Source organism: Streptococcus mitis (assembly GCF_026782895.1).
Lineage (GTDB): Bacteria > Bacillota > Bacilli > Lactobacillales > Streptococcaceae > Streptococcus > Streptococcus mitis_CB.
Genome location: NZ_JAKUXJ010000008.1, coordinates 1 through 19,072, shown reverse-complemented (window position 1 = coordinate 19,072; position 19,072 = coordinate 1). Strand labels below are relative to the sequence as shown.

Sequence of the window (19,072 nt, the reverse complement as noted above, 5' to 3'; positions counted from 1 at the left end):
AAAGGGTAAAACTATGCTAGAAGCCTTACAAAAATTTTTCGATGTTTTTGGTGCAGCAATCGTTGTGCCAGTAATGATTTTTATTGTTAGTCTGTTCTTGAAAGTCAGTCCCAAGCGCGCTTTTTTCAGTGCCCTGCGCGCGGGGGTTGGTTTGACAGGATTTGGCTGGGTCATCTCTGCTTTTACACCGCTGGTAACCAAGTACATCCAGCAAATGGTTGACACGGCGGGGCTCAATTTGCCTATCGTTGACATCGGTTGGCAAACGGGTTCTCTAACTGCCTTCTCTTCTTCAATCGGTCTGTCCTTCTTCGTTTTTGGTCTACTGATTGAGTTGCTTCTTTTCCTTTTTGGGATCACGCGGGTCTTTGTACCGTCCAATCTCTGGAATAACTTCGGTTACATGATTTGGGGAACCATGGCTTATGCGGCAACAGGAAACTTTATCCTCTCCTTTGCTTTCATGGTCTTTGTCCTTCTTTACTCACTGATTATGTCAGAAGTGGTAGCAGAGCGCTGGTCAGAATACTACAGAGTCAAAAATGCAACAATCAACTCTATTCACAATATCGAAACCTTGATTCCAGCCTTAGTATTGGATCCGCTGTGGAACCTTATCGGTATCAACAAGGTCAAACTCAATCCAGAATCGCTGAAAACCAAGCTGGGAATTTTCGGAGAACCCATGACTCTCGGTTTCTTGCTGGGGATGATTATCGGGATTCTCGGTAGCTTGAAAAATCTGGCGAGTTTGGAAGCCTGGGGTGGCATTCTAGGTTTTGCCATGTCACTTGCAGCCGTTATGACCATTTTCCCCTTGATTACAGGCGTATTTGCAAGCGCTTTCGGACCTCTGGCTGAAGCGGTCGAAAAGAACAAGAAAAAAGAAAGCGAAGAAGAAGACGGACTGGCAGACAAGAAACGCTGGTTTATCGCAGTGGATGACGGAGTTGGTTTTGGTGAACCTGCCACTATCATTGCGGGGCTCATTCTGGTACCAATCATGGTCTTGGTTTCCTTGATTTTGCCTGGCAACCGCGCGCTTCCAGTCGTTGACTTGATTGCTATTCCCTTTATGATTGAAGCTATGATTGCCGTATCAAAAGGAAATATCCTCAAGGCGATTCTAAACGGAATAGTTTGGTTTTCACTGGGACTTTATGCGGCCAGCGCCCTCGGTCCAATTTATACGGAAGCTGTGCAACAATATGGATCGGTCTTGCCAGCTGGAGTGGTCTTGATTATGAGTTTCAATCTTTTGGCTCACCCTTTGACGGCTCTCGTCTTCTTTGCTTGGATTTCGGGCAATCCGCTTTGGATTGGCGTGACGATTGCTGTTTACCTAGTATCTCTTTTCTTCCTACGGACAAAACGCGAGTCTATCTACGCTTATTTGCGGAAAATGGCAGATAAAAATAGTGGTTTTGAAGGAAGTAAAGAAAAGATTATGATTAGCGAAGGCTAATGAATAACAGATTTGAATTTGGAGGACTGTATCATGAAGAAAATTGACGGACATGCACATATTTTAAATACTATTGCTGGTTTTAATGGCAAGGGCAGACTGAATGCTCTGGGCAATGGCTATGCCATTTGGGACGACGGTGAATTGATTAAGCTTATTCCAGACGGCTATGGCGACAAGGACTTTACAGCAGAGGCTTTCTTGAAGTACATGGATGCCAATGATATTGAGAAAGCGGTGATTTTGCAAGGCCACTTGAATGGCTATCAAAACTACTATACTCATCTGGCGATTAAGCGCTACCCAGACCGCTTTACAGGCGCATTTTCGGTGGATCCATTTGCTGAAAATGCCATGCAGATTGTTCGCCGTCATGTAGAAGAGCTGGGCTTTAGAGCACTCAAATTTGAAATCAGCCAAGGTGGTGGTATCCACGGCTATCGTGGACAAAAAACGCCTTTCCGCTTGGACAGTGACCCGCATGTCAGCTTGATTTTGAGCTACTTGCTGGATTATCCAGGCTTCGTTATCACTGTGGACTATGGCAACTTTGACCAAATCAGCCACCAGCCGGATGCTATTGCCAATCTTGCTCGTTTGCATCCAAGCCTTGACTTTGTTGTCTGCCATTTGTCATTCCCACATGCGGATACACCAAATCGTCTGCGGGCGGAACTCAGCATGTGGAAAGATTTACCAAATGTTTACACAGATATTTCTGCTATCCAAGATATTGACCGTCCAGATACTTTCCCATTCCCTAAATCTGAAAAGAATGTTCGGATTGCTAAGGAAGTGCTGGGAGCGAAGCGCATCATCTGGGGCACAGATTCGCCTTGGTCAGCTACTTTTAACACTTATGAAGAGTTGGCAACTTGGCTGGAGCACGTGGATATTTTCACGCCAGAAGAGCTAGAAGATGTCCTCTACAATAATGCAGAGCGCGTTTACTTTAAGCCGTCGGCTGTTCAAGCAAACCGTGAAGCGGTTGATGCAGCGACTAAGGAATTAGGCTTGTATTAAATCCGCATGTGCTTGTTCATAAAGAAGCTGTGAGGCAATCTCAGCTTCTTTTGTACTTGAAATCGGAGGAGAAAAATGAAATATTTTTTAAGTATCGATTATGGGGGCACTAATACCAAGGCAATCGTATTTGATGAAGAAGGGCGACAATTAGGGCAGTCTGCTTTTAGTACCAAGAAGATTGAGGAAAAAGCAGGCTATCGCGAAGTGGATTTGAAAGAGACCTGGCAGGGGATTTGTCAGGCTATGAGGCAAGCTGTCAAAAATGCCCAGCTTAAGGCAGAAGACATCAGCGCTCTTGCCTGTATTGGTCATGGGAAAGGCCTCTATCTGCTGGATAAAAACGGTCAGGAATTTACGCGCGGTATCTTGTCTACAGATGAGCGAGCGGTCGAGCTGGCTCAAGAATTTGAGGAGCGGCTAGACGAAATCTGGGACTTGACGCACCAGCATGTTGTTGCCGTGCAAAATCCCGTTTTGCTTCGCTGGCTCAAAGAATATGAACCAGAGATTTACCAGAATATTGGGGCAATTCTGTCGGCCAAGGACTATGTCCGCTTCAAGCTGACTGGGTGTATTCAGCAAGAGATGGGAGATGCTTCAGGAAATCACTGGATTAACTTCCAGACGGGCACTTACGACAAAAGAATTACGACTTTCTTTGGTATTGAAGAAATATACGAGCTTTTGGCGCCCCAAGTGGACTATGCAGAGCTTGTTGGTGGCTTGACCCAAGAAGCTGCCGCAGCAACGGGACTTCTTGCAGGAACGCCTGTGATTGGTGGGCTCTTTGATATTGATGCTTGCGCAATCGGCTCTGGGGTCTTAGACGCCAGCACTTTTAGCGTGATTTCAGGCACTTGGAATATCAATACTTATCCCAGCAAGACGGCAGTCAGCCAAGATAGCGGCTTGATGCACTCTTATTTTCCCAATCGCGATTTTTTGATAGAGGCAGGCAGTCCAACTTCGGCGGGAAATTTGGATGCTATGATAAAAATGCTGATGATGGAGGAAATCCAAAATCTCAAGGCTTCGAATTCCTCTATTTACGATGTACTGGAAGTGTTTTTGCAGGAGACGGACGCTTCTTACAGCAAGATTCTCTTTTTCCCTTTTCTTTATGGCAGCAATATCAGCAGAGCTGCTGAGGCTTGCTTCTTTGGTCTGACAACCCAGTCCAGCAAGTCAGAGATGATTCGGGCGGTTTATGAGGGGATTGTCTATGCGCACAAGCAGCATATCGATGATTTGCTAGCGACGATTGAGCAAAGACCGCGCGCTTTGCGCTTGTCAGGCGGTGCGACAAATTCGCCATCTTGGATGCAGATGTTCGCTGATATTTTAAATATCCCAGTAGAGACGGTTGAAGCGTCAGAATTGGGTGGTCTGGGTGGTGCCATTGCTTGCTTGCAAGCGGTGGAAGATTTGAGCCTAGAAGAAGCTGTCGAAAAAATGGTTCGGGTCAAGGAGCGCTTTGAGCCTCAGGCTAAGGAACATGAGATTTATCAAAGGAAATATCGCGTTTACCAAAGTTTGCTTGCAGCCATGGAGCCTGCTTGGGCAGAGCTTTGTCAGCTACGGACGACATTAGAATAGAGGATTGGGATGAAAATAAAGCGAGAAGAATTGATTATCAACACGATTGCTTTTAAGGAAGAATTAGACAGGGGAGTCAAGCAAGAAGATTTGCTAGAAAGCGTCAAAAATCTGGGGATTTCAAGGGTTGAAATTCGGCGAGAGTTTTTAAGGGATATTGATATAGAGTTAAAAAACATCAGAAAAAAAGCTGACCTGCTAGGGCTGTCGCTCTTTTACAGTGTCAATGAGGATTTTGTCATAGGAGATAGGGTCAATCCGAAACTTAAGACTTTGCGACAGGAAGCAGAGCTCTTGGGCGCTCCCTTTATCAAATTAAACACGGGTGATGCCAGTCAGATTTCAGTAGCTTCTTTGGCAGAGTTGGCGCCTAGTTTTCAATCATCTGTCGGACTTAAGCTGGAAAATAACCAAGACCCTCTTTATGCCAGTATCAAGAATTGCCGTTTGATGATGAACAAGGTCAGCGCAGCAGACCTGCCTATTGCTTTCGTTTTTGACCTTGGCAACTGGGCTTGGATTGGAGAAGATATAGAGCAGGCTTTTGCTAGCTTGGCAGAAGTTACCGATTACCTCCATTGCAAAAATTACCGTCATGTAAATGGTCAAGTGGAGATTGCTAGTTTATTTGAAGGTGAGTTAGATGCTCCTAGCCTCATGAAGCGCTTTAGCCATGTACGCTATCTTGCCCTAGAATATCCGACTTCCTTGGAAAACTTAGAAGCAGACATCGCGCGGCTGCTGGAAAAAGAAAACTGAGGTAGGTGAACCTACTTCAGTTTTATGGCTGATAATTGATTTTGTCTTGGTCAGTGATTAGTCGAATGACGTGGCAAGGAACGCCAGTCGCCACAACATTAGCTGGGATGTCCTTAGCAGGCTGTCCAAAACTGGCATTGTAGCAGTTGGTCAGAAAGACCGTTTTTTCGCGTGCTTTGACCAACTCGGGAGTCAAGTCATTGTACATGGCACCCGAAAGAATATGCTGCTGTTGTTCTTTAAGATTCATGGGGAGCAGATTTTTTCTTTTATTATAACATGCAAGGGAGTGGGAAATAAGACTTTCCAAGTAGCTGAAAAATCCTTCATCTTTCAATTTTATAAGCGGTTGCGATATCCTAGAAAGGAAGTTTAAAGGAAAGAAAAGCAAATGATTTATTTAAATAAAAGCAGCTCTGTCTTGCTCAACTATCTTTTGCAGTTGATAGAGCCTGAAACAATTATGGCGATTTCTCGTGCCACAGGGCAATCGCGCCGCAAAATTTATTATCATTTAGAAAAAATAAACGACGCTTTGCCTCAAGGAGTTAACAAGATTGTCAGCCAGCCGCGAGTCGGACTGGTTTTGACAGCGGAACAACGAGAAGCTTGTGAAGCCTTGCTTGAAAGCGTGGATGCTCACAGCTATGTCATGAGTATGGAAGAGCGCATGCAGCTGATGCTTCTTTTTATCTGCGTCTTGAAAGAGCGCGTGACGATTGAAAAGCTCATGGATTTGACCGAGGTGTCGCGTAATACAGTGCTCAAAGACCTTAACACCATTCGTAGCCAGCTGACGGTCGAGCAGTATCAGATTAGTCTCATTACAACCAAGTCGCAGGGCTATGTTCTCAAATGCCACCCGCTCAATAAAGTCCAGTACGTTCATGCTCTGTTGACCACGATTTTTTCTGAGGGCAATAGCGGTTTTATGCGGATTTTGGGAAGTAAAATCAAGCAGTTTGTGCAGGAAGATGTGCTGCTGTCCGAGGAATTACAAATTTTTCTCAACCAGCAGGTGCATTTTATCGAGCAGGACTTGGGTAAGAAAATCAATCGCTATGAAATCGAGTTTATGCTCAAGGTTCTGCCTTATCTGCTGCTGTCCTACCGTAATATGACCTTGAGCGAGCAGGAGAAGGACGATTTGTACCGCGAGTTTTCTCTTATTCGTAAGCGCGTGGAATACAGCACGGCTAAGAAACTTCAGACTTTGCTGGACGAAAAATTGGGCTTGCGTTTGGATGAGATTGAGCTGTCTTGGATTGCGGTTTTATTGCTTTCTCATCGAAAAGACCAGGATTTACATGCAACTAGTGAAGATTTCGCGGATTTGCAACTGGCCATTGACAATTTCATCTGGGATTTTGAAGCACATTCTCCCTATGAGCTGGAAAATCGTGACGATCTGATTCGCAATCTCATGACCCACTGTAAGGCGCTTTTGTTCCGCAAGACTTATGGCATTTTGTCCAAAAATCCGCTGACGCGGCACATTTTGCAAAAGTATCCTGAGCTTTATCACTATACCGAGCAGAGCGTGGGGATTTTAGAGGAGGCCTGGCTCATTTCGCTGACGCGAGGCGAGATTGCGTACTTGGCTATGCACCTAGGTGGTGCTTTGAAGCCGCAGGCGACGGAGCCCAAGGAGGTCAAGCAGATTTATATTGTCTGCGATGAGGGGGTGGCAGTCCAGCGCCTCTTGCTCAAGCAGTGCCAGTATTATTTTCCGCATGACTATATCCGCGCGGTCTTTACAAGTGAGCAATTTAAGAGCGTGGAAGACCTGCTGGAAGTGGATTTGCTGATTGTGACCGGCGACGGGCTTAGCAGTAGATTTCCGCTGGTGCAGGTCAATCCTATTTTTGACTATGAAGACGTGGTCAAGCTCAACAGCTTTATCAAGTATCGCCTGATAGCCAGTCAGCACAGCGATTTCAGAAGTGAGCTAGAGCGGCTCTTGGGGCATTATCTTACCAATAGCGAAGAAGCCAAGGAACTCCAGTACCAAATCGAAAATCTGATCGAAAAGCAGATTTTGACTGGAAATTAGCTTGATTTTACCAGTTCACTACGATATTTGGTCTAACTTTATGGCTTCAACCGACGAAATCCTTGCCCTTTGGAAAATGCGTAAGGAATGCTTACAATATCAATTCCACCCATTTATCTGGGAAGTTGGTGGCAAGTACACTTATCCGCAAGATAAGGACAGAATTAAGTACCACCACCCACGTGGCTTTGATGATTGTTTTGAACAAGACTCTAATATTCAATTTAAATACTTGCTCTAATATAAAAATATTCTTTGGATGTTATCCGTATGTTGCATGATACGGATAATTTTCATATAATAGTAGAATAGAATGTGTGATTCAATAATCACCTCAAATAGAAAGGAAATTCTATGTCAAATCTATCTGTTAATGCAATCCGTTTCCTAGGTATTGACGCTATCAACAAAGCCAACTCAGGTCACCCAGGTGTGGTTATGGGAGCGGCTCCTATGGCTTACAGCCTCTTTACAAAACAACTTCGTATCAATCCAGCTCAACCCAACTGGATTAACCGCGACCGTTTTATTCTTTCAGCTGGTCATGGTTCAATGCTTCTTTATGCCCTTCTTCACCTTTCTGGCTTTGAAGATGTTAGTATGGATGAGATCAAGAGCTTCCGCCAATGGGGATCAAAAACACCAGGTCACCCAGAATTTGGCCATACAGCAGGAATTGATGCTACGACAGGTCCTCTAGGTCAAGGGATCTCAACTGCCACTGGTTTTGCGCAAGCAGAACGTTTCTTGGCAGCCAAATATAACCGCGAGGGCTACAATATCTTTGACCACTATACTTACGTTATCTGTGGAGACGGAGATTTGATGGAAGGTGTTTCAAGCGAGGCGGCTTCATACGCAGGCTTGCAAAAACTAGACAAGTTGGTTGTTCTTTATGATTCAAATGACATCAACTTAGATGGTGAAACAAAGGATTCCTTTACAGAAAGTGTTCGTGACCGTTACAATGCCTACGGTTGGCATACTGCCTTGGTTGAAGATGGAACAGACTTGGAAGCTATCCATGCTGCTATCGAAGCAGCTAAAGCTTCAGGTAAACCATCTTTGATTGAAGTGAAGACTGTTATTGGATATGGTTCTCCAAACAAACAAGGAACTAATGCTGTACACGGTGCCCCTCTTGGAGCAGATGAAACTGCAGCTACTCGTCAAGCGCTTGGTTGGGACTACGAACCATTTGAAATCCCAGAACAAGTATATGCTGATTTCAAAGAACATGTTGCAGACCGTGGTGCATCAGCTTATCAAGCTTGGACAAAATTAGTTGCTGACTATAAAGAAGCTCACCCAGAATTGGCTGCAGAAGTAGAAGCTATCATCGACGGGCGTGATCCAGTTGAAGTGACTCCAGCAGACTTCCCAGCCTTAGAAAATGGCTTCTCTCAAGCAACTCGTAATTCAAGCCAAGATGCCTTGAACGTTGTAGCTGCTAAGTTACCAACCTTCCTCGGTGGATCAGCTGACCTTGCTCACTCAAACATGACTTATATCAAGACTGACGGACTTCAAGACGATGCTAATCGCTTGAACCGTAACATTCAGTTTGGTGTTCGTGAATTTGCAATGGGAACGATCTTGAACGGGATGGCTCTTCACGGTGGACTTCGTGTATACGGTGGAACTTTCTTCGTCTTCTCTGACTATGTGAAGGCAGCTGTCCGCTTGTCAGCCTTGCAAGGGCTTCCTGTGACTTATGTCTTTACCCACGATTCAATCGCAGTTGGTGAAGATGGTCCAACGCACGAACCAGTTGAACACCTAGCAGGTCTTCGTGCTATGCCAAATCTAAATGTTTTCCGTCCAGCAGATGCGCGTGAAACTCAAGCTGCTTGGTACCTTGCAGTGACAAGTGAGAAAACACCAACTGCCCTTGTATTGACCCGTCAAAACTTGACTGTCGAAGAGGGAACAGACTTTGACAAAGTTGCAAAAGGTGCCTATGTTGTTTATGAAAATGTAGCAGACTTTGATACCATCTTGATTGCAACAGGTTCAGAGGTCAATCTTGCTGTCTCAGCTGCCAAAGAATTGGCTAGTCAAGGAGCAAAAGTCCGCGTAGTCAGCATGCCATCTACAGATGTCTTTGATAAACAAGATGTAGCTTACAAGGAAGAAATTCTTCCAAATGCAGTTCGCCGTCGTGTTGCAGTCGAAATGGGTGCAACTCAAAACTGGTACAAATATGTTGGTCTCGATGGTGCCGTTCTCGGTATTGATACCTTCGGAGCCTCTGCCCCAGCACCAAAAGTATTGGCAGAATATGGCTTTACTGTAGAAAATCTTGTAAAAGTCGTTCAAAACTTGAAATAATCCTAAAAATCAGGGCACAAGCTCTGGTTTTTCTTACCAGAAAAGCAAGGTACAATCTTGTAAAAGTAGCTGAAATTTGATATAGTAGTCCTATGTAAAAGACAAAGGAGAAGAAAATGAATCCAAATTATACATTCTTAATCATGCTTGTAGCGATGTTGGGCTTGATGTTCTTTATGCAACGCTCTCAAAAGAAACAAGCACAAAAACGTATGGAAAGCTTAAATAAACTACAAAAAGGCTATGAAGTTATTACAATCGGTGGACTTTACGGAACAGTTGATGAAGTCGATACTGAGAAGAGAACAATTGTTCTTGATGTAGATGGAGTTTACTTGACTTTTGAACTAGCTGCTATCAAGACTGTATTACCACTTAAAGAAACAGCTTCACTCGAAGGTGCAATTGAAAAATAAGACGGGATCACGAACTCCCGTTTTTCTATAAAAGAAAGGAAATGGGATGAAAAAACTAGTCTTTGTCTGTCTAGGAAATATTTGCCGCAGTCCTATGGCCGAGTTTGTTATGAAATCAATGACAGATAACTACGAAATCCAAAGTCGAGCGACTTCCTCTTGGGAACATGGCAATCTGATTCATAAGGGCACTCAGGGAATTTTTCAACAGTATCAGATTCCTTATGACAAGAACAAGACATCGCTTCAGATTAGTAAGGAAGATTTTGAAGCCTTTGATTATATTATCGGCATGGATACTTCAAATGTTTCTGATTTACGTCAGATGTGTCCAGAAGGCTTGCAATATAAGATTTACTCATTTGCATCTGAAAGTGTCCCAGATCCTTGGTATACAGGAGATTTTGAGGAAACTTATCAGCGTGTTCAGGAGGGCTGTCAAGCTTGGTTAGAACGTTTAGAGAAGGAGAGTGAAGATGGAAAATCTTAAGAATTTTTACGAAAAGTATCGTGTCTATCTGACTCGTCCACGTTTAGAACTTCTAGCAGTAGTTACCATTGCAGTCTGTGCTGTACTCGTCTTTTTTCTAAATATTCCCGGAAAAGGTGTCTTAAAACTGGATAATGGAACGATTGTTTATGACGGCAGTCTTGTCCGTGGTAAAATGAATGGTCAAGGAACCATCACCTTCCAAAATGGAGACCAATATACAGGTGGTTTCAGCAATGGAGCTTTCAACGGAAAAGGTACCTTTCAAGCCAAAGAAGGCTGGACCTACGAAGGTGATTTTGTAAATGGTCAAGCTGAAGGAAAAGGAAAACTAACAACAGAACAAGAAGTAGTTTATGAAGGGACTTTTAAACAAGGCGTTTTTCAACAAAAATAAAGCCTCCTTATCAAAGGAGGTATTATTAGAAATACAAAGTAAGCGCTTACCTGTAAATCTCTTTCTTTCCAAGTCCCTCTTCCAAATAAGTTTGTGAAATAAAAAAATATTTGAAATAAGTTTCACAAACTTTGAAAGAAAAACCTTATAAGAAAGGAAAATGAGAAAAAATTCACAAGGAACTAAAAATTCTTTGTGAAATGTTTATGAAACTGTTTACAAAGTTGAAATAATGCGTTATAATAAACTTGTGAAAAAATTAACAAAGGATTAAATCCTTGAAAGCTATGGAGGAAAATATGGCTGATAAAAAAACTATGACACCAGAGGAAAAGAAACTCGCTGCTGAAAAGCATGTCGATGGGTTGGTGCAAAAAGCTCTAGTTGCCCTTGAAGAAATGCGTAAGTTGGATCAAGAGCAAGTTGACTACATCGTAGCTAAAGCGTCAGTGGCAGCTTTGGATGCCCACGGAGAATTGGCTTTACATGCCTTTGAAGAAACAGGACGTGGTGTATTCGAAGATAAAGCGACTAAGAACTTGTTTGCTTGTGAACACGTGGTAAACAACATGCGTCATACTAAAACAGTTGGCGTTATCGAAGAAGACGATGTAACAGGATTGACTCTCATCGCTGAACCGGTTGGTGTTGTCTGTGGTATTACTCCTACAACAAACCCAACATCAACAGCAATCTTCAAATCATTGATTTCATTGAAGACACGTAATCCAATTGTCTTTGCCTTCCACCCATCAGCTCAAGAATCATCAGCTCACGCAGCTCAAATCGTTCGTGATGCTGCGATTAAAGCAGGTGCTCCTGAAAACTGTGTACAGTGGATTACTGAACCATCTATGGAAGCAACAAGTGCCCTTATGAACCACGAAGGTGTTGCAACAATCCTTGCAACAGGTGGTAATGCCATGGTTAAAGCCGCATACTCATGTGGTAAACCAGCTCTTGGGGTAGGTGCCGGAAACGTTCCAGCCTATGTTGAAAAATCAGCAAACATCCGTCAAGCTGCACACGATATCGTCATGTCTAAATCATTTGATAACGGTATGGTCTGTGCCTCTGAACAAGCGGTTATCATTGATAAAGAAATTTACGATGAATTTGTAGCAGAGTTCAAATCATATCACACTTACTTTGTAAACAAAAAAGAAAAAGCACTTCTTGAAGAATTCTGCTTCGGCGTGAAAGCAAACAGCAAAAACTGTGCTGGTGCAAAATTGAACGCTGACATAGTTGGTAAACCAGCAACTTGGATTGCAGAGCAAGCAGGATTTACAGTTCCAGAAGGAACAAACATTCTTGCTGCAGAATGTAAAGAAGTTGGTGAAAACGAGCCATTGACTCGTGAAAAATTGTCACCAGTTATCGCAGTTTTGAAATCTGAAAGCCGTGAAGATGGTATTACTAAGGCTCGTCAAATGGTTGAATTTAACGGTCTTGGACACTCAGCAGCCATCCACACAGCTGATGAAGAATTGACTAAAGAATTTGGTAAAGCTGTTAAAGCTATTCGTGTTATCTGTAACTCACCTTCTACTTTCGGTGGTATCGGGGACGTTTACAATGCCTTCTTGCCATCATTGACACTCGGATGTGGTTCTTACGGACGCAACTCAGTTGGGGATAACGTTAGTGCCATTAACCTCTTGAATATCAAAAAAGTCGGAAGACGGAGAAATAACATGCAATGGATGAAACTTCCTTCAAAAACATACTTTGAACGTGATTCAATTCAATACCTTCAAAAATGTCGTGACGTTGAACGTGTCATGATCGTTACTGACCATGCCATGGTAGAGCTTGGTTTCCTTGATCGTATCATCGAACAACTTGATCTTCGTCGCAATAAGGTTGTTTACCAAATCTTTGCTGATGTAGAACCAGATCCAGATATCACTACAGTTGAACGTGGTACTGAAATCATGCGTGCTTTCAAACCAGATACAATCATCGCTCTTGGTGGTGGATCTCCAATGGATGCTGCTAAAGTAATGTGGCTCTTCTATGAACAACCAGAAGTGGACTTCCGTGACCTTGTTCAAAAATTCATGGATATCCGTAAACGTGCCTTCAAATTCCCATTGCTTGGTAAGAAGACTAAATTCATCGCGATCCCAACTACATCTGGTACAGGATCTGAAGTAACGCCATTTGCCGTTATCTCTGATAAAGCAAACAACCGTAAATACCCAATCGCTGACTACTCATTGACACCAACTGTGGCAATCGTAGACCCTGCCTTAGTATTGACAGTTCCTGGATTTGTAGCTGCTGATACTGGTATGGACGTATTGACTCACGCAACTGAAGCTTACGTATCACAAATGGCTAGCGACTACACTGACGGTCTTGCGCTTCAAGCTATCAAACTTGTATTCGAAAACCTTGAAAGCTCAGTTAAGAATGCAGATTTCCATTCACGTGAGAAAATGCATAACGCTTCAACAATCGCTGGTATGGCCTTTGCCAATGCCTTCTTAGGTATTTCTCACTCAATGGCCCATAAGATTGGTGCGCAATTCCACACAATCCACGGTCGTACAAATGCAATCTTGCTCCCATACGTTATCCGCTACAACGGTACACGTCCAGCTAAGACAGCAACATGGCCTAAGTACAACTACTACCGTGCAGATGAGAAGTACCAAGACATCGCTCGTATGCTTGGACTTCCAGCTTCTACTCCAGAAGAAGGTGTGGAATCTTACGCAAAAGCTGTCTACGAACTTGGTGAGCGCGTAGGTATCCAGATGAACTTCAAAGCACAAGGTATCGACGAAAAAGAATGGAAAGAACATTCACGTGAATTGGCCTTCCTTGCTTACGAAGACCAATGTTCACCTGCTAACCCACGCCTTCCAATGGTTGACCATATGCAAGAAATCATCGAAGATTCTTACTATGGCTACAAAGAAAGACCAGGACGCCGTAAATAATTGTTATCAGCCTAGAGGCAGGAATTTCCTGTCTCTTTTTTGTAAAATTGGAAGATTGAAAATAATTTTTAGCTTTTCTATTTTCACTTTTCATTTTAAAAGGAAACCGGTAAATGACTAGGTAGACAAAGAAAGACAGCAGTATAGGCTTTCAAAGGAGAAAGAAAAATAAGTGAGGTGTAGACAAAAAACAACGCCCGTACTTGCAATTCAACTCAAATAGTTATATAATAGGTTTGTTGAAAGGTGATTTGTAGTGATTCAAGTTACTCTTTTCACAATAAAAATTTCATGATTTTCATAAGGAGGAAATCACTAATGGTAGTTAAAGTTGGTATTAACGGTTTCGGACGTATCGGTCGTCTTGCTTTCCGCCGTATCCAAAACGTAGAAGGTGTTGAAGTTACTCGCATCAACGACCTTACAGATCCAGTTATGCTTGCACACTTGTTGAAATATGACACAACTCAAGGTCGTTTCGACGGAACTGTGGAAGTTAGAGAAGGTGGATTTGAAGTTAACGGTAAATTCATCCGTGTTTCTGCTGAACGTGATCCAGAACAAATCGACTGGGCTAACGACGGTGTAGAAATCGTTCTTGAAGCTACTGGTTTCTTTGCTAAGAAAGCAGCTGCTGAAAAACACTTGCACCCAGGTGGAGCTAAGAAAGTTGTTATTACTGCTCCTGGTGGAAACGACGTTAAAACAGTTGTATTCAACACTAACCACGATGTTCTTGACGGTACTGAAACAGTTATCTCAGGTGCTTCATGTACTACAAACTGCTTGGCTCCTATGGCTAAAGCTCTTCAAGACAACTTTGGTGTTGTTGAAGGATTGATGACTACTATCCACGCTTACACTGGTGACCAAATGATCCTTGACGGACCACACCGTGGTGGTGACCTTCGCCGTGCTCGCGCTGGTGCTGCAAACATCGTTCCTAACTCAACTGGTGCTGCAAAAGCTATCGGTCTTGTAATTCCAGAATTGAACGGTAAACTTGACGGATCTGCACAACGCGTTCCAACTCCAACTGGATCAGTTACTGAATTGGTAGCTGTTCTTGAAAAGAACGTTACTGTTGATGAAGTGAACGCAGCTATGAAAGCAGCTTCAAACGAATCATACGGTTACACAGAAGATCCAATCGTATCTTCAGATATCGTAGGTATGTCTTACGGTTCATTGTTTGACGCAACTCAAACTAAAGTTCTTGACGTTGACGGTAAACAATTGGTTAAAGTTGTTTCATGGTACGACAACGAAATGTCATACACTGCACAACTTGTTCGTACTCTTGAATACTTCGCAAAAATCGCTAAATAATTCTTGAGTCGATAGAAAAGCAAGGCCTCTGGTCTTGCTTTTCTTATATGGAAAAATGGATGACACAATCATCCATTCTTTTTTAATTCTTTTTCAAAAGTATTTGAAAGGGTAGTGAAAGTTAGCTTCTCTAAAGTAAGTGGATGGGTAAAGGAAAGTCGAAAGGCGTGGAGCATAAGACGACTTGTCTTTGATTTACTATTATAGAGAGGATCACCCAGGATAGGAAGATCATGATGGGAAAGGTGGACACGAATCTGATGGGTTCGCCCTGTCTTTAGTTTGCAACGAACTAAGGAAGTTTTGTTTGGGAATTGCTTTAATCTGCTTACATGCGTTTCAGCATATTGCCCATTTTTTGTATCAACTATTCGTTTTCTGCGGTCATGGCGATCACGCCCAATTTTGTCCCTGAAAACAAGCTCTTTGCTGTTGATATTTCCATCAACTAGTGCCCAGTATTCCCTAGAAATCTCTTTTTTCTCCAGTAAGCGATTGAGAATAGGCAGGATAAAAGGATTTTTAGCAAAGAGAACCAAACCACTGGTTTCCATGTCCAGACGATGAACGACATAGCAGGTTTGGCCAACATAGGCACTGACATGGTTAAGAAGGGCGGTTTCGTTTGGCTGATTACCATGCGTTTTCATCCCCTCTGGTTTGTTCACAATAACTAAGTGTTGATCTTGATAAACTTCCTGAATGAGGTTTGGGTTGCCCCAAGGAATTTCTTTTTCGGGATAATCTTCCTCGTCAAAAGCCAATTGGCAAACATCTCCAGGATTTACCGTCTCGTTCCAATGAACTTCTCGCTGATTAATCAAAATGTGTTTCTTGATTCTCAAAAAATGACGGATTTTTCTAGGGATGAGGAGTTGTTCCTCAAGTAATTGCTTTACCGTCATTTGAGGTAGAGAGTCTGGTAATGTAAATGTGAATTTCATACAGATATTGTAACAAAAAAAGCCCTATTTGGATAGAAAATAGCTAAATTCTTGTCTTCCCATGATGAAGATGATAAAATAAACGCATGAAATTAGATAAATTATTTGAGAAATTTCTTTCTCTTTTTAAAAAAGAAACAAGTGAATCAGAGGATTCTGATTCTACTAGCTTACGTCGCTCTCGTAGTGATCGAAAAAAATTAGCCCAAGTAGGTCCGATTCGAAAATTCTGGCGTCGCTATCATCTAACAAAGATTGTCCTTATACTAGGTTTGAGTGCAGGTTTGCTAGTTGGAACCTATTTGTTTGCTGTAGCCAAGTCAACCAATGTCAATGATTTACAAAATGCCTTGAAAACTCGGACTATCATTTTTGACCGTGAAGAAAAAGAGGCCGGTGCCTTGTCTGGTCAAAAAGGAACTTATGTTGAATTGACTGATATCAGTAAAAATTTGCAGAATGCCGTTATTGCGACAGAAGACCGTTCTTTTTATAAAAATGACGGGATTAACTATGGTCGTTTCTTCTTGGCTATTGTAACTGCTGGTCGTTCAGGTGGTGGTTCTACTATTACCCAACAGCTGGCTAAAAACGCCTATCTGTCGCAGGATCAAACTGTTGAGAGAAAAGCGAAAGAATTTTTCCTTGCCTTAGAATTAACAAAAAAATATAGTAAGGATCAAATTCTAACCATGTACCTTAACAACGCTTATTTTGGAAATGGTGTGTGGGGTGTAGAAGATGCGAGTAAGAAATACTTTGGAGTTTCTGCATCAGAAGTGAGTTTGGATCAAGCTGCGACTCTGGCAGGGATGCTCAAGGGGCCGGAACTGTATAATCCCTTGAATTCCGTAGAAGATTCTACCAATCGGCGCGATACTGTCTTGCAGAATATGGTTGCAGCGGGTTACATTGATAAAAACCAAGAAACCGAAGCTGTTGAAGTTGATATGACTTCGCAATTGCACGATAAGTATGAAGGGAAAATTTCAGATTACCGCTATCCTTCTTATTTTGATGCGGTGGTTAATGAAGCCGTTTCCAAGTATAATCTAACAGAGGAAGAAATTGTCAATAATGGCTACCGCATTTATACAGAGCTGGACCAAAACTATCAAGCAAATATGCAGGTTGTCTATGAAAATACATCGCTATTTCCGAGGGCAGAGGATGGAACATTTGCTCAATCAGGAAGTGTGGCTCTCGAACCGAAAACAGGTGGAGTTCGTGGAGTTGTCGGTCAGGTTGCTGGCAATGATAAAACTGGATTCCGGAATTTCAACTATGCAACTCAATCAAAACGTAGCCCTGGTTCTACAATTAAGCCTTTAGTTGTTTATACGCCTGCAGTTGAAGCTGGCTGGGCTTTGAATAAGCAGTTGGATAACCATACTATGCAGTATGACAGCTATAAGGTTGATAACTATGCCGGGATCAAAACGAGTCGAGAAGTTCCTATGTATCAAGCCTTGGCAGAATCGCTTAATCTGCCTGCTGTTGCCACTGTTAATGATTTGGGCGTTGATAAGGCTTTTGAGGCAGGCGAAAAATTCGGACTCAACATGGAAAAGGTCGACCGTGTTCTTGGCGTCGCCTTGGGAAGCGGTGTTGAAACCAACCCTCTGCAAATGGCTCAAGCATATGCTGCCTTTGCAAATGAAGGTTTAATGCCGGAAGCTCATTTTATTAGTAGAATTGAAAATGCTAGTGGTCAGGTCATTGCGAGCCATAAAAATTCACAAAAACGGGTGATTGATAAGTCTGTAGCTGATAAGATGACCAGTATGATGTTGGGGACATTCACCAACGGTACCGGTATTAGTTCATCTCCTGCAGATTATGTCATGGCAGGAAAAACTGGAACAACTGAAGCTGTTTTCAATCCTGAATACACAAGTGACCAGTGGGTAATTGGTTATACTCCGGATGTAGTGATTAGTCACTGGCTTGGTTTCCCTACCACTGATGAAAGCCACTATCTAGCAGGATCTACTTCAAACGGTGCAGCCCATGTCTTTAGAAACATTGCAAATACCATTTTACCTTATACGCCAGGAAGTACCTTTACAGTTGAAAATGCTTATAAGCAAAATGGAATTGCACCAGCCAATACAAGAAATCAAGTACAGAGTAATGAAGAAAATCAGGCGGATAATAGCCTTTCTGATATTAGAAGTCGTGCACAAAATCTGGTAGATGAGGCTAGCCGTGCTATCTCGGATGCTAAAATTAAGGAAAAGGCTCAAACGATATGGGATTCGGTAGTCAATCTATTTCGTTAAGATGCTTGTCAAAGCCTAGCTTTCTTGTTATAATAGATAAGATGGAGGCGTTATGGCATTAAAAAAAGCAAGCCTAGCTTGTGCGGTTTGTGGTTCGAGAAACTATTCAATCAAGATCAGCGGAAACCCCAAGCCAACACGACTAGAAGTAAATAAATTTTGTAAACATTGTGGTAAGTACACTACACACAGAGAAACGAGATAGGAGAGAGCGATGCGTTTTATTGGAGATATTTTTAGACTTCTTAAAGACACAACATGGCCAACTCGCAAGGAAAGCTGGAGAGATTTTCGTTCTATCATGGAATACACTGCTTTCTTTGTTGTGATTATTTATATTTTTGACAAGTTGATTGTTTCAGGTTTGATTCGATTTATTAACATTTTTTAGAAGACCTGTGGAGTTATTCACGCTAGAAATCTTCTATTATGAAAGGAAGTATCATGGATAGTTTTGATAAAGGATGGTTTGTCTTACAAACCTATTCTGGTTATGAAAATAAGGTAAAAGAAAATCTATTACAACGTGCACAAACCTACAATATGTTGGATAATATTTTACGTGTTGAAATTCCAACACAAACAGTGCAAGTTGAAAAAAATGGAAAGAGAAAAGAAGTAGAAGAAAATCGCTTTCCAGGTTATGTTCTTGTGGAAATGGTGATGACAGATGAAGCTTGGTTTGTTGTTCGAAACACACCAAACGTTACAGGATTTGTCGGATCTCACGGAAATAGATCAAAACCAACTCCATTATTGGAACAAGAAATCCGTGATATCTTGATTTCTATGGGACAAACTGTACAAGAGTTTGATATTCATGTTGAAGTTGGTCAAACTGTACGTATCATTGATGGTGCTTTTGCAGACTATACTGGTAAGATTACAGAGATTGATAACAATAAAGTGAAGATGATTATCTCTATGTTTGGTAATGACACAGTTGCAGAAGTAAACCTAAACCAAATTGCAGAATTATAACCCTGAGAGAGGCATGTCCTCTCTTTTTTGTGCAGTTTAGACGGTGTAGGGA

Annotated in this window: 17 protein-coding genes and 1 pseudogene; 16 read left to right on the top strand and 2 right to left on the bottom strand. The window is 42.3% G+C overall.

The features are described from left to right. The first annotated feature begins 13 nt into the window (after positions 1-13). The 4 genes from MK480_RS09780 (at position 14) to MK480_RS09765 (ending at position 4,846) form a co-directional block, all read left to right on the top strand. Positions 14-1,465 carry a PTS galactitol transporter subunit IIC gene (locus MK480_RS09780; protein ID WP_268707596.1) on the top strand — a complete coding sequence of 484 codons (1,452 nt, stop codon included), beginning with the start codon at positions 14-16 and terminating at the stop codon, positions 1,463-1,465. A gap of 33 nt (positions 1,466-1,498) precedes the next feature. After that, a complete protein-coding gene (locus MK480_RS09775) occupies positions 1,499-2,488 on the top strand; it encodes an amidohydrolase family protein (protein WP_268707595.1) in 990 nt (329 codons plus the stop codon). 75 nt (positions 2,489-2,563) lie between these two features. Next, positions 2,564-4,087, top strand: a complete 1,524-nt coding sequence (locus MK480_RS09770) for an FGGY-family carbohydrate kinase (protein ID WP_268707594.1) — start codon at positions 2,564-2,566, stop codon at positions 4,085-4,087. Positions 4,088-4,096: 9 nt separating this feature from the next. Next, entirely contained in the window at positions 4,097-4,846 is a 750-nt protein-coding gene (locus MK480_RS09765) for a sugar phosphate isomerase/epimerase family protein (RefSeq protein ID WP_268707593.1), read from the top strand. A gap of 22 nt (positions 4,847-4,868) precedes the next feature. Here the strand turns inward: MK480_RS09765 and MK480_RS09760 are convergent, their stop codons facing one another. Next, the gene (locus MK480_RS09760) at positions 4,869-5,096 is read right to left on the bottom strand and encodes a maltose acetyltransferase domain-containing protein (RefSeq protein ID WP_268707592.1); all 228 of its coding nucleotides are present in this window, start codon (positions 5,094-5,096) and stop codon (positions 4,869-4,871) included. A 141-nt stretch (positions 5,097-5,237) separates the two neighbouring features. Here MK480_RS09760 and MK480_RS09755 point away from each other — a divergent pair, with 141 nt between their 5' ends. From MK480_RS09755 to gap, 8 genes and pseudogenes are all read left to right on the top strand, one after another. Beyond that, the gene (locus MK480_RS09755; RefSeq protein ID WP_268707591.1) at positions 5,238-6,899 is read left to right on the top strand and encodes a BglG family transcription antiterminator; all 1,662 of its coding nucleotides are present in this window, start codon (positions 5,238-5,240) and stop codon (positions 6,897-6,899) included. A gap of 4 nt (positions 6,900-6,903) precedes the next feature. Beyond that, a pseudogene (locus MK480_RS09750) lies at positions 6,904-7,140 on the top strand (L-ascorbate 6-phosphate lactonase); the annotation flags it as partial. A 113-nt stretch (positions 7,141-7,253) separates the two neighbouring features. Further along, a complete protein-coding gene (gene tkt, locus MK480_RS09745; RefSeq protein ID WP_268707590.1) occupies positions 7,254-9,230 on the top strand; it encodes a transketolase in 1,977 nt (658 codons plus the stop codon). Positions 9,231-9,346: 116 nt separating this feature from the next. After that, a complete protein-coding gene (gene yajC, locus MK480_RS09740) occupies positions 9,347-9,646 on the top strand; it encodes a preprotein translocase subunit YajC (RefSeq protein WP_001069289.1) in 300 nt (99 codons plus the stop codon). 46 nt (positions 9,647-9,692) lie between these two features. Continuing rightward, positions 9,693-10,136 carry a low molecular weight protein-tyrosine-phosphatase gene (locus MK480_RS09735; RefSeq protein WP_268707589.1) on the top strand — a complete coding sequence of 148 codons (444 nt, stop codon included), beginning with the start codon at positions 9,693-9,695 and terminating at the stop codon, positions 10,134-10,136. Further along, positions 10,123-10,533 (top strand): MORN repeat-containing protein, encoded by a 411-nt coding sequence (locus MK480_RS09730; RefSeq protein ID WP_268707588.1) that lies wholly within the window; start codon positions 10,123-10,125, stop codon positions 10,531-10,533. The genes MK480_RS09735 and MK480_RS09730 overlap by 14 nt, the downstream gene beginning before the upstream one ends. A gap of 299 nt (positions 10,534-10,832) precedes the next feature. After that, complete coding sequence (gene adhE, locus MK480_RS09725) at positions 10,833-13,484, top strand: bifunctional acetaldehyde-CoA/alcohol dehydrogenase (RefSeq protein ID WP_268707587.1); 2,652 nt, start codon at positions 10,833-10,835, stop codon at positions 13,482-13,484. A 318-nt stretch (positions 13,485-13,802) separates the two neighbouring features. Beyond that, positions 13,803-14,813 carry a type I glyceraldehyde-3-phosphate dehydrogenase gene (gene gap / locus MK480_RS09720; RefSeq protein WP_049492462.1) on the top strand — a complete coding sequence of 337 codons (1,011 nt, stop codon included), beginning with the start codon at positions 13,803-13,805 and terminating at the stop codon, positions 14,811-14,813. A gap of 68 nt (positions 14,814-14,881) precedes the next feature. On the opposite strand, the gene MK480_RS09715 is transcribed toward gap, so the two are convergent. After that, entirely contained in the window at positions 14,882-15,757 is an 876-nt protein-coding gene (locus MK480_RS09715) for an RluA family pseudouridine synthase (protein WP_084886523.1), read from the bottom strand. An 86-nt stretch (positions 15,758-15,843) separates the two neighbouring features. Here MK480_RS09715 and pbp2a point away from each other — a divergent pair, with 86 nt between their 5' ends. From pbp2a to nusG, 4 genes are read left to right on the top strand one after another with little or no spacing between them, the layout of a single operon-like run. Next, entirely contained in the window at positions 15,844-18,039 is a 2,196-nt protein-coding gene (pbp2a, locus tag MK480_RS09710) for a penicillin-binding protein PBP2A (protein WP_153199951.1), read from the top strand. Positions 18,040-18,091: 52 nt separating this feature from the next. Further along, positions 18,092-18,244, top strand: coding sequence for a 50S ribosomal protein L33 (rpmG, locus tag MK480_RS09705; protein WP_001809375.1), 153 nt, complete (start codon positions 18,092-18,094; stop codon positions 18,242-18,244). A 9-nt stretch (positions 18,245-18,253) separates the two neighbouring features. Continuing rightward, positions 18,254-18,430, top strand: coding sequence for a preprotein translocase subunit SecE (gene secE, locus MK480_RS09700; RefSeq protein ID WP_001210990.1), 177 nt, complete (start codon positions 18,254-18,256; stop codon positions 18,428-18,430). 53 nt (positions 18,431-18,483) lie between these two features. Further along, on the top strand, positions 18,484-19,020 hold the full coding sequence (nusG, locus tag MK480_RS09695; RefSeq protein WP_084930218.1) for a transcription termination/antitermination protein NusG: 537 nt from the start codon (positions 18,484-18,486) through the stop codon (positions 19,018-19,020). The last annotated feature ends 52 nt before the right edge of the window (positions 19,021-19,072 follow it).